The 11,814-nt window shown below is 38.0% G+C and carries 10 protein-coding genes and 2 pseudogenes; 5 read left to right on the top strand and 7 right to left on the bottom strand.

All coding sequences use genetic code 11. From position 1 onward, the window contains the following. The first annotated feature begins 8 nt into the window (after window positions 1-8). The 5 genes and pseudogenes from rplM to G6W42_RS07800 all read left to right on the top strand — a co-directional run. Window positions 9-437 carry a 50S ribosomal protein L13 gene (gene rplM / locus G6W42_RS07820; protein WP_002939292.1) on the top strand — a complete coding sequence of 143 codons (429 nt, stop codon included), beginning with the start codon at window positions 9-11 and terminating at the stop codon, window positions 435-437. Window positions 438-439: 2 nt separating this feature from the next. Further along, a complete protein-coding gene (gene rpsI, locus G6W42_RS07815) occupies window positions 440-829 on the top strand; it encodes a 30S ribosomal protein S9 (protein ID WP_002939337.1) in 390 nt (129 codons plus the stop codon). A gap of 154 nt (window positions 830-983) precedes the next feature. Next, window positions 984-1,997 carry an OmpA family protein gene (locus G6W42_RS07810; RefSeq protein WP_194173575.1) on the top strand — a complete coding sequence of 338 codons (1,014 nt, stop codon included), beginning with the start codon at window positions 984-986 and terminating at the stop codon, window positions 1,995-1,997. A gap of 72 nt (window positions 1,998-2,069) precedes the next feature. After that, window positions 2,070-2,708: an HAD family hydrolase gene (locus G6W42_RS07805; protein ID WP_194173574.1), complete on the top strand. Its 639-nt coding sequence runs from the start codon at window positions 2,070-2,072 to the stop codon at window positions 2,706-2,708. A 274-nt stretch (window positions 2,709-2,982) separates the two neighbouring features. Further along, window positions 2,983-3,270, top strand: a pseudogene (locus G6W42_RS07800) (hypothetical protein); the annotation flags it as partial. 31 nt (window positions 3,271-3,301) lie between these two features. Here the strand turns inward: G6W42_RS07800 and G6W42_RS07795 are convergent. From G6W42_RS07795 to G6W42_RS07765, 7 genes and pseudogenes are all read right to left on the bottom strand, one after another. Beyond that, on the bottom strand, window positions 3,302-3,811 hold the full coding sequence (locus tag G6W42_RS07795; RefSeq protein ID WP_194173573.1) for an NAD(P)/FAD-dependent oxidoreductase: 510 nt from the start codon (window positions 3,809-3,811) through the stop codon (window positions 3,302-3,304). A gap of 92 nt (window positions 3,812-3,903) precedes the next feature. Beyond that, entirely contained in the window at window positions 3,904-4,467 is a 564-nt protein-coding gene (locus tag G6W42_RS07790; protein ID WP_194173572.1) for a MotE family protein, read from the bottom strand. Continuing rightward, window positions 4,467-4,889, bottom strand: coding sequence for a flagellar export protein FliJ (locus tag G6W42_RS07785; RefSeq protein WP_103573801.1), 423 nt, complete (start codon window positions 4,887-4,889; stop codon window positions 4,467-4,469). The genes G6W42_RS07790 and G6W42_RS07785 overlap by 1 nt, the downstream gene beginning before the upstream one ends. Then, the gene (locus G6W42_RS07780; protein ID WP_194173571.1) at window positions 4,886-6,136 is read right to left on the bottom strand and encodes an adenylosuccinate synthase; all 1,251 of its coding nucleotides are present in this window, start codon (window positions 6,134-6,136) and stop codon (window positions 4,886-4,888) included. The genes G6W42_RS07785 and G6W42_RS07780 overlap by 4 nt, the downstream gene beginning before the upstream one ends. 2 nt (window positions 6,137-6,138) lie before the next feature. Continuing rightward, entirely contained in the window at window positions 6,139-6,999 is an 861-nt protein-coding gene (locus tag G6W42_RS07775; RefSeq protein ID WP_002941488.1) for an ATP phosphoribosyltransferase regulatory subunit, read from the bottom strand. Then, window positions 6,992-11,044 (bottom strand): diguanylate cyclase domain-containing protein, encoded by a 4,053-nt coding sequence (locus G6W42_RS07770; RefSeq protein WP_242042723.1) that lies wholly within the window; start codon window positions 11,042-11,044, stop codon window positions 6,992-6,994. The genes G6W42_RS07775 and G6W42_RS07770 overlap by 8 nt, the downstream gene beginning before the upstream one ends. Before the next feature lie 119 nt (window positions 11,045-11,163). Next, window positions 11,164-11,792: pseudogene (locus G6W42_RS07765) on the bottom strand (NAD(P)H-dependent oxidoreductase). Between the last annotated feature and the right edge of the window lie 22 nt (window positions 11,793-11,814).

Genomic DNA, 11,814 nt, shown 5'->3' with positions numbered 1-11,814 from the left:
GTAAGAAAATGACAAAAATAACAAAGCCAAACGAAGTTAAGCGAGACTGGATCGTAGTTGATGCAGCTGGTAAGCGCTTTGGTAGATTGCTAACTGAGGTAGCAACTATACTTCGTGGCAAAAACAAACCATGCTTCACGCCAAACGTAGATTGTGGCGACTATGTTATCATCATAAATGCTTCTAAAGTAGAATTTACTGGTAATAACAAAGCTGAAGATAAACTTTATCACAGACACTCAGGATATTTTGGTAGCGTAAAGAGCGAGAAATTTGGCGATTTGATAGCAAATAAGCCAGAAAAACTATTTAAATTAGCTGTTCGTGGCATGCTTCCAAAGACAAAACTTGGAAGAGAGATGATAAAAAAACTAAAAGTTTATGCTGGCAGTGAGCATCCTCATACGGCACAAATAGCTAAAAAAGAAGGAAAATAATTATGGCAAAAGTTTATGCAACTGGTAAAAGAAAAACTGCCGTAGCAAAGGTTTGGATAAAGTCTGGAAGCGGTAAAATCGTAGTAAATGGCATGGATCTTAACACTTGGCTTGGCGGTCACGAGGCTATCAAGCTTAAAGTTATTCAACCACTTTTAGTAACAAAACAAGAGAGTTTAATAGACGTAGTAGCTACAACTTTAGGTGGCGGTTATTCAGCACAAGCTGAGGCTTTAAGACACGGCATTTCACGTGCTTTAGCTGACATGGATGCTGATTTTAGAGCAGCTCTTAAACCAAAAGGCTTGCTAACTAGAGATTCTCGTGTTGTTGAACGTAAGAAATTTGGTAGAAGAAAGGCTAGAAGAAGCCCACAATTCTCTAAACGTTAATGGTTTTTTGCAAGTGCTTTTGCATTTGCAAAATTTAGGTTGTGTAAATTTCAGATTTACATTATTAATTAAATTAGAATTTAGAGTTGGTTTATATTTTTTTAGTTAAAATAAAACCACTTTAAAATAAACCCTATTTGAAAGGAATTCTATTATGAAAAAGATTGCTTTAGCTATGGTTGCCGCAACAGCGGTTTTTGCGTCTAACGCAGCATACAACTATGAGATCACTCCAACTATTGGTGGTGTTCACCCAGAAGGAAATCTACGTGTAAAAGACCACAACTTTGTTGGTATTAGAGCGGCTAGAAACCTTGAAGATTTCTTCTTTGATCAAGTTGAGCTTGGTGTTGATTACTCTCAAAAACTAAAAGAGAGAACAGGCAACGTTGTAAGAGAGGGTAGAGCTCTTAGATACCACGCAAACCTTGTAAAAAATATCGTTGACTTTGGACCAGTTAGCCTATATGGTTTAATCGGTGCTGGTTATGAAGATGTTCCAGCTATTTTTGTTAAAAATGAAGATGGTGGTTTTGGTCAATACGGTCTTGGTTTAAGATACCAAGTAACTGATAGATTTGCTCTTAAAGCAGAGGCAAGAGACGCTATCAAATTTGAGCATGCTGATCACAACCTATTCTATTCACTAGGCTTTGGCATCGGTCTTGATTCAAAAGCAGCTCCAGTTGTAGCAGCAGCTCCAGTAGCTCCAGCAGCAGCTCCAGCTCCAGTTCTTGATGATGACAACGATGGCGTGCCAAACGATATCGATCAATGCCCTAACACTCCAGCTGGTGTAGTTGTTGACGAAAGAGGATGTGAAAAAGTTATCGTTCTTAGAGATCTAGATGTTAACTTCGCATTTGATAGCTATAAAGTTGGACCAAAATATGCAGCTGAGATCAAAAAAGTAGCTGACTTTATGGGCGAACACCCAGATTATAAAGTTGTACTTGCAGGACACACTGATAGCATTGGTACAGAAGCTTACAACCAAAAACTATCTGAAAAAAGAGCAAAAGCAGTGGCTGAGGTTCTTGCTGGTTACGGCGTAGAAAAAGCTAAAATTTCTACAGTTGGTTACGGCGAACTTAAACCAATCGCTACAAACAAAACTAAAGAAGGTCGCGCTGAAAACAGACGTGTTGAAGCTACTTTCAACAAATAATTTTACTATTTAAAATTACTTCTTTAGGGCTTGGCTTCGGCTGAGCCCTTTTTTATTTCTGCGGAGAATATCATGAAAAAAACTATACTTTTTGACTTAGACGGCACACTTATAGATTCTACTTCTGCTATTTTAAAAGGTTTTGATGCGGCGTTTTTAGCTCACGACAAGAAAGAGTCTGATCATGATGCACTAAAATCGCTAGTAGGATATCCGCTTGAAATAATGTTTGAAAAACTTGGTGCCAAGAAGAATTTAATAGGTGAATACGTAAAAGAGTATAAGGCTTGCTACGAGAAGATTTATTTAGATGAGACCGTGCTTTTACCGCGTGCTATGGACGCTTTAAAAGAAGCTAGCACATTTGCTGATGTTGGTGTTGTTACGACAAAGACATCAAAATTTTCTATCATTTTGTTAGGGCATTTAGGCGTTATGAAATTTATAAAAACGGTTGTCGGACGAGATGATGTCGTAAATCCAAAACCAGATCCGGAACCTATAAATTTAGCTTTAAAGAGACTAGGCAAAGGAAAAGATAATGCCTTTATGGTTGGCGATACCATCATGGATCTAAAGGCTGCCAAAGCCGCTTTAATAACTGGAGTTGGACTTACATGCGGATATGGCAAAGAGTCTGATTTAAGGCAGTTTAGCGAGCATATATTTACAAATCCACATGAGGTTGTTAGCTTTATCAAAGAAGTTTAATAGTGAAAGTTTATTAAAACTCTTGAGCCTGATACTATTTTAAATATAAATTTATTGATAAAAATTTTTAATTTTCACTTACCATAAAAACATTCTAAATAGACTTTATAACTTCATATCAAAAAAATATATGTAACTATTTTTCTATGATCGTTGATCTAGGCAATCCTTACTTTTAGTAAATTTAGACCTATCTTTACATATAAGTTTTAAAATTTACTAACAAGGGATTTTGTAGGCATTAAAAAGAAGCAAGAATTTATAAATATCACACTTAAGCGAAGCTGGCGTGGAGGCTGAGTTCGTCTATAAGATAAGCGAGGGCAGACCAAACGTCGAAGATAGGCTTAAAAACGGTGACATCGCACTTGTTATAAATACAAGCGATACAAAATCAAGCGTGGATGATGGCAAAAAGATACGCCAAAATGTGCTTAGATTTAAAATTCCATATTTTACAACCATCCGCGCAGCACTCGCAGCTGCTAAGTCTCTAAGCACAGTTCAAACTGGCAAGGCACTTGAAGTAAAAAGCTTGCAAGAGTATCTAAGCGAGAAATAATAAATTTAGTGGCAGTTTTGGCTGCCACGAGCTAAATCCTACTCTTTAAATTTAAAGCACTTGCTACTTTTAGAGCACTTGCAAAGGCTAGATGCAAGTTGTATCCGCCAAGCATACCAGTAATATCTAAAACTTCGCCTATAAAATAAAGCCCTTTTACGTTTTTACTCTCTAAATTTTCATCCAAAAACTCGCTTTTGACACCACCTTTTGTAACTTCTGCCCTTTCAAAGCCAAAGGTCCCAGCAGGGGCAAAATTGTAAGCAAAAAGCCTTTTTATGATGCTTTTTTCTTCATCACTAAATTCATAAAATGCCCTATCTTTTAAGCCAAAATTTCTTAAAAACTCCAGTACAAATCTCTTTGGCAAAGGCAAAACCGAGCTAAGCTGTTTTTTGCCATTTACTAAATTTTTCTCACTAAATTTAGGCAAGAAATTTATGCAAATTCTCCCCTTTTGCCAAAAAAGTGAGGCGTTTAGTATCGCTGGACCGCTTATGCCCCTGTGCGTAAAAAGCACATCGCCGCTAAATTTATACAACAAGAGCAGGGGTAAAAATTTGAGAAAGGGCAAGCAAGTAGGTTAAATTTATCAGTTAAATTTGGCTTTTATAGAGCTGCAGTAAGTTAAATTTACTGCATATTTATACTTCCAGCTGGAGATGGCATATCGCCTTTTTCGTCGATAAATGGGGGACCTTTTTGAAGTAGTGCTGTCACTTCAGAAGCAACCTTTGGATTCATTTTTGCCATTATGGTTGAGATCTTTTTGGCATCAAGGGCATAAAGTATGGTGGCTGCGTTTGATCTTGGCATTTGCGAGAGCACTTCGGCTGCTGCGCCATCTTTCATTTTGGCGTAGGATTCATTGACTTTGTCGGTAGTCATCGTGCGAAGCTCTTTTAAAATTTTCTCATTTTTAGCGACTACTTCGTCGATCTCTTTGCGTTTTTGCTCGATCACTTTCATCGTCGCATTTAGATCAGCCTCTTTTTTGGCGAGCTTTTTGTTATTTTCTTCATAAGCTGCAGCCGAGCTTGCTCGAAAGACCTCTAGGGCTTGGCGCTGCTCGTCGATGACCTCAAGCTCCTTTGAAATTTCCTCTTTTCTAGCTTCAAAGATCTGAGTGCAATCAACTGGCACTTCAAAACAAAATGCAAAATTTAATAGCACAAAAAATAGTAAAACCGCTCTCATCACGCCTCGCTTTTAGCTGCAAATTTCATCACCGCAAACTCATCAAGAGCAAGCGCTTCAGCCTTTTGTATGCGTTTTATCTCTTTTTTAAATTCTTCTTTTTCTAGATATTTCATCTTTTCATACTCTAAATTTGCATTTTTATATTTATGCTCGTAGTGCAGGACCTCTTTTTTTGCCATTTCTAAGCTCTCTTTGCAGGCATTTAGCTCGGCTCTTGCTATATTTATGAGCTCTAAATTTTCTCTTAGCTCACCTATGTTTCCGCTTTTTGGCAGGCTAAACTCGTTGAGCTTGGCTCTTAAGAGTGCTATTTTTTCTTCGGCACTTCTTACATTTAGTCTAGCAACGACGAGCTTAGCCTCTACCTTATCCATCTCCTGCTTTTTGACGCGGACGACGGAGGTAAATTTACTTTTCATCTAATGATCGTATCGCTTCTTTCAGGGCTTGTTGAGATATAGCCGACCTTCACGCCAGTTAGCTCCTCGATACGCTCGATATATGCTCTTGCGTTTGCTGGCAGGTCGTCATATCGGCTGATGCCTTTTACGCTATCCCAGCCTGCAAGCTCCTCATAAATAGGCGTTGCATTTTCAAGATCTGTTGGCACGTAGTCGATAGTTTCACCATTATATTGATATGCTTTGCAAATTTTTACAACCTCAAAGCCATCAAGCACGTCAAGCTTCATAAGTGCATAAGTATCGACGCCGTCGAGCCTTGAAGCGTATTTTACGCTTACTGCGTCAAACCAGCCACAACGTCTGCGGCGGCCTGTTGTTGTGCCAAATTCTTTACCTATCTCGCACATCTTATCGCCATTTGTGCCCTTGTCTTCAGTTGGGAAAGGTCCGTGGCCTACGCGAGTTGTATATGCTTTGATGACGCCTATGACCTTGCCTATCTCTTTTGGATTTAGTCCAAGACCAGTGCAAGCACCAGCACTTATGGTATTTGAGCTAGTTACATAAGGATATGTGCCGTGATCGATGTCTAAAAGTGTGCCTTGAGCGCCTTCAAGTAGGACTTTTTTATCTTCATCAAGCGCTTTCCAAACTAAATTTGTAGTGTTTGCGATAAATGGAGCAAGCACCTCTTTATATCTTTTTAGCTCTTCAAGTAGCTCATTTTCTTCAGGTATCTTTACGCCAAGAGCGTCAAATACGCATTTATTTGTTTCAAAATCATGCATCAAAGCATCGCATAAGCGCTCTGGCTCAAGTAGCTCGCCAACTCTGTGGCCGCTTCTGCTTATCTTGTCTGCGTATGTTGGTCCGATGCCTTTGCCAGTCGTTCCGATCGCTTTTTCGCCTTTTAAGCGCTCTTTTGCTTGATCGACTTGGCTGTGGTAGCTTAAATTTAAGTGTGCTTTGTCGCTTATATAAAGTCTGCCCTCTAAGTTGTCAAATTGCGCCATCTCAGTGATGAGCACCTCTGGAGAGACAACGACACCATTGCCGATGATATTTACGATATTTTTGTGCAAAATTCCGCTTGGGACAAGGTGAAGTGCGTATCTTACACCATCGACCCAGATCGTATGACCAGCATTGTGGCCACCTTGGGAGCGACAAATCATGTCATAGTTTAGTCCTAGCATATCAACTATCTTGCCTTTGCCCTCATCACCCCATTGAACACCAACTACTAAATCAGCCTTTCTCATTCTTACTTCCTTAAATTAATTTTTTCTTCTATTAATGCATCAGTATAAACAGCGAACCCGCTGCTTGAAATGTCGTCTATTTCATAGTTTCCGCCACTTGCTAAGATGGCGTTGTCTTTTAAAAATCTAAAAAATAAACTATCATAATATCTCATTTTTGAGTAATATAGCGGAACTATTCTTAAATTTTTATATTCTAGTGATTTGGCTACGCTTTGTAAATTTTTTAGCGCCTCTTTTAGCTTATCAGGGACTAAATTTATTATCTCATCAAGCTCGCTAGCGTCCTTTAAAAGGGCTAGTTTGCTAAGCCATGGCACATTTTGGGCTAAGATCTTTTCTAGCCATGAGTTTTCAAAAATTTCTATCTCTAAGTTTAAAATTTCGCAAATTATCCTTGGAATTTGCATGTTGCTAAGCTGCAAACAAGCGCCGATCTCAAGCTCGCTAAAGAGCTTTGCTACTATGTTTATGCTCTTTAAAATGTCGTTTTCACCGATAAGTTCAGCGCCTATTTGATAAATTTCTTGGCTTGGATAGCGAAAGACTGGCTGGATGTAAAACCACCTCTTTGGCTCGTTTGCTTTAAGTCTTCTAAGCACGATCCTAACGGTATCAACCGTGCTATCAGCTCTTAGACTTATCTCGTGGTTTAGACTGTCGCTAAAGCGCAGAAGGTTTGTCGCATCTACGCTTAGATGTTGATGATACGAAAAAAACGGCGTTACGATCTCGCTAAAACCTTCATCTTCTAAAATTTCACTCGCTTTTTGCTCGATTTTTCTCTTTAACTTCGCACTTTTTGCAAAGTAAAGTTTGCTTCCGTTTGGGATCTCGTGCTCATAAACATTTACATCACTCAACTCTTATCTCCTTACTAAAACCTAAATTTATATCGCACTCTTTGATGATGGACATGGCTAGATTATAGAGTTCGCCGTTGTCACTACTGCTTGCTAGTTTGCTTAAATTTATAGAAATTTCTTGATTAAATTTACCTATATTTTTTATCTCGTCTTCTATTTTTTGTTTTAGGCTTTGTGTTAGTTTGTCGTCTTGATTTAAATTTGCTATCACTTCGTTTGCAAGCTCTTTTAGCACGACTAAGCCTTTAAAAAGCTCGAAATTTTCGTTATTTTTATAGTCTTTTATGTGTAGATATGGCCTTTCAAATTTAAACGAAGCAGCATCTTTTGCCAAAAGCGCTAATGAGAAAATGTTGCCTTGAAATTTATCAAAACCAAGACCAAGTAAAAACTCAAGCGTTCTTTTGTCATCGATATTTTTTATAGTCGCATTTAGTCCAAATTTATCAGCCACAAACCTTATCATATTTATGCTCTCAAGCGCCTCTTTTGAGTTAAAGATATGCTGGCAAAATTTATTATCTATGTTGAAACGATTTGTCTTTAGCATACCAAGAGCTTCTATAGAGCTTGAGTATGAGGCAAAGTCATCAAGCGAGAAGTGTATGCCAAGCTCTTTATATTTTCTTACATAAATTTCTAAAACTTCTAAATTTGTAGCTGTTGCAGCGTCGATAACGTCGATGATAAGTCCAGTTGGATCAAGGCTTTTATCCTCATCAAATATCGCTTTAAATTTATGCCAAAATTCCTCCGTAAAGAGCTTTTTAACGCTTAAATTTACACGAACCTTTGCACTTATGCCATTTTCTAGCCACATTTTTCTTGCTAAAAGCGCCTCTTTTATCGTAAATAAAGCGATATTGCTCGATGCGCTACTTGTTTTTATAAGTGGTAAAAAGTCGCTTGGGTAGATGATCTCGCCATCTTTTCTCCATCTAATAAGCGCTTCAAAACTTAAAGTCTCGCCCGTGCTAAAGCTGATCTCTGGTTGAAATTCTAAAAACATCTCGCCAGCGTCAAGCGCTTTTAAAATTTTTGAGCCATCTTCGTATTGGCTCTTAAAATAGACATCTTTTTTCGCATCAAATGTATAGCTTCTGTTTTTGCCACTTATCTTGGCTTGGTACATCGCCCAGTCGGCTCTTTGTAGCACATCATCAGCCCCAAGCTCACTATCAGCCAAGGCTATGCCTATGCTAGCGCTTGCTTTTAGTTTTAGCTCGTCTATCTTTACTTCATCTGAAGCTAGCCTTAACATATTTTGCGCTATCTCATAGACTTCGCCTAAATTTTCGTAGTTGATGACGCCTACAAACTCATCTCCGCCTATCCTTGCAAAGATATTTTTGCCATTAAACATAGCGCCTATCTTTTCAGAGATAGCTACTAAAAATTTATCGCCTATTTGGTGGCCGAAGTTGTCGTTTATGCTCTTAAAATCATCCATATCAAGGTAGATGACGGCTATTTTTTGTTCATTTTTTTGTATGAGAGAATTTAGCTTGTTGTAGAGTAAAAATCTATTTGGTAGCTTTGTGAGCGGATCGTGATATGCGATAAATTCTAGATATTTCTCATTTTGCGCTTCGTTATTTGCAAGCATTGCTAGCATGATGTAGCCAGTTTTTTTCTCGTTCGCATCGATAAGCGGTAAAATTTCTATGACTTCAAGCTTGCTTTTGTTTTTATTATTTTCGCTCCAAACCTTGCCACTCCACGAGCCACCTTGGTTTATGGTCTCTATGATCTGGTGTTTTATATCGCTCAAGCCTTGCTTTATAAAGGTGATATCTTTTAGATATACGCTATCTTTTGCGCCCGCACTTTCAAAAAATGCGTCATTTGCGTCAATGACCCTCATCTCCTCATCAAGCAAGACAACCTCTTCTTTGCTAAATGAGAAAATTTTTGCAAGCAGGTCTTGGCAGACAAAAAAGCTATCTTCTAGGCTAAGGTCTCTTAATGTGCCTTTTATCAAGCTTACTTCGCCAAATTCGTCGTATTCAAGCGCTTTTGCCCTTAGTCTAAAGTGTAAAATTTCTTTATCTATGCTGTAAAGCTTGATATCTTTGATGTATGTTTGAGCATCTCTTAAGCTCTCAAAAAAGCTATAAAAACTATCAAATTCATCGACAAAGACCGACTTTGCTTGCTCGAAATTTAGAGTGCTTTGCGTGCCAAGAATTTTACTTAGCTCGTCTGAGATGTTGAGCATATCGCTTCTTTTATCCCAAGTAAAGATATTTGCCTCACTCGCCCAAAGCAGCGCCTTACTCTCTTTGCTTTGCTTGTCAAATCTCTCTTGAAGCTTTAGCATATCGCTAAGATCGGTAAATGAGTAGATGACCTTTTGCTCGTCTGCATCGATAAATTTAGCCTTTATCTTAAATGGAATTTTCTTGCCGTAAGCGTTTGTCATATTTGCTATGAAATTTAGCTCTTCATTTTTAAAGCTTGCTTGCAAAAAGGCCTTTTTACTTGCTAGCACGGCAGCTTTAAAGCTATCAAAGTCCTCGCTTGCGATGATATCTTCTAAATTTATGAGACCTTGGCTTTGGACATTAAAAATTCTCTCGACATTGTTTGTGCTTTGGATGATCAAAAATGGCTCTTGTGCCGAAGCGATGGCGATGACATTTGGCGATAAAAAGACGTAGCTTTTGATGATATCGTCATTTCTTTGCGTCATCTTTTCTTGAGTGATATCTTTTATGAGTATGAAATTTAGCCTTGTGTTTTCTAGCTCAAAGCTACTTTGGGTCACTAAAACGTCGATAATTTCACCATTTTTACGCCTTAGCTTAGCCTCGTATGATAGATTATTATTGATAGAGTTTTCTCTATCTTCTGCTAAATTTTTAGACTCATCTTCAAGAAGTTCTTTTATGTTTAGATCTGCTACGTCATCTTTTTTGTAGCCTAGTTTTTCTAAAAGAGCGTTGCTAATGTCCGTGATGACGCCAGTATAAGCGTCAAAGACTACGATCTTTAAAAAGCTCTTTTCAAAGACATAGCCAAATCTGCTCTCATAGCTTTGTGCTGTCTCGTAAGCTTTATCTCTATCTTCGTAGAGTTTTTTTATGCTGTTATTTAGCAAGATAAATTCTTTTACATCAAAGTCCTCATCAGTCGGTTTGCTTTTATCTGTTGCAAAAAGAGCGATCCTGGTAAATGCAAAGAGAATTTTATCTTTTATATATGAGTTATCACGTAGCCAAAGTATGCTAAATGCTACAAAGCAGAAAAACGAAAGCACGACTAGAACTAGCTGGATAAATATCTGGAGCTGCCTGCTAGAGCCTGTTATGACAAATAGCTTTTGCTCTTCTAGGTAGCTGATCTTGTAAAAATTCATATCCTTTAGTATAAAAATGATCTTGTCACTTTTAAACTCGCCACCTTGCGAGATATACTTGTCAAAGTCCTCTTTTACAAATTTTTTATAAAACTCATCTCTTGAGAGATTGCCATCTTTATCAACCAAAAAGACGTATGCGGCAAAATTTTTGTTATAGCCTGTATCGACTCTGTTTTTTAAAAAATTTTGACTTAGTTGAGCGAGAATTTTATTGCCATTTTTTAGCCCATAAGCTATGTAGATATCTTTAAAGCGTCTATTTTTGTAAAATCTATCAGAGAGCCTAAACTCGCCCGCTTTAATATCTGAAAACCATGCAATATCGTAGTCGTGTAGCTCTAAAGCACCGTCAAATTTACGCTCGTAAAGCAAAGAGTTATCTTTTGATATCACGTAAAAAGAGGCGTAGAATTTACTTATAATAGTATCTTCATAAAACGGCTCTATGCCGTTTGCAATGAGTCTTGCCTTTGTAGATATGTTATCTTTTACATCTGAAAATGCGTTGGTGATGTTGTTTCTAGTGATTAAATTTAGTGTTGAAATTTCATATTTTATGTCGTTTATGCCGGCAAATATGACAAAGAGTGCAAGAAAGATGAAAGCAAAAAGAAGTAGTGCTGTCTTTACATAGAACCTTTTAAAAATCTGCAAAACTGGTTTAGCGCTATTTTTTTGCATTAAATTTAAGCCTCGCTTTTTAAAACTAGTCATGATTTTAACGCAAATTTACTTTTTTTAGCTTATAAAATGCCTTTTTGTTTAAATTTAAATAGACACAGGGCGTTTTGCCCCGTGAGTTAGTAGATCCAAGTAACTACTTCAGATCTTTGTCTGCGGTATTTTTCTGGCTGTGGATTTAGGCGGTAGCCAAATGGCACTACGATAGCCACTCTTTGCTCGCTTTCGTCAAGCCCTAAAATTTCATTTAAGCGTGTCTATCAAAGCCTTCGATCGGGCAGCTGTCGATCCCAAGACTCGCGGCTGCGTTCATCATATTTGTCGCAGCTATCATGCACTGCTCGTGTGACCACTGAAATGTTAGCTCATCATCGTTTTTGAAATTTGATAGCAAAAAGTCGTGATAAAATTTCTGCCTTGCAGCGATCATCTCAGGCTCTTTATCTGCGCGTCTAGCGATCATTTTATCCACATAGCTGCTGCCAACTTTTATCTCTTTGATCTTTGCTAAGATGACAACCAAATGCGAGCAAGAGGTGATCTGCGCTTGGTTCCACGAAACTGCTTTGATTTTTTCTCTAAGCTCCTTATTTTGCACGACTAAAAAGTCCCACTGCTCAAGGCCAGTTGAGCTTGGGCTTAGTCTGCCAGCCTCTAGGATAAAGTCAAATTCGCCAGCACTTATCTTTTTGCTCTCGTCAAAAATTTTGCAAGCGTGACGAAATTTTAAAATTTCAAGATAATTCATCATATCTCCTTTGTTAAATTTC

This window comes from Campylobacter concisus (genome assembly GCF_015230015.1).
Classification (GTDB): domain Bacteria; phylum Campylobacterota; class Campylobacteria; order Campylobacterales; family Campylobacteraceae; genus Campylobacter_A; species Campylobacter_A concisus_AF.
Note: the sequence above shows the minus strand (reverse complement) of the source record. Positions and strands in the feature narration are given on the sequence as shown.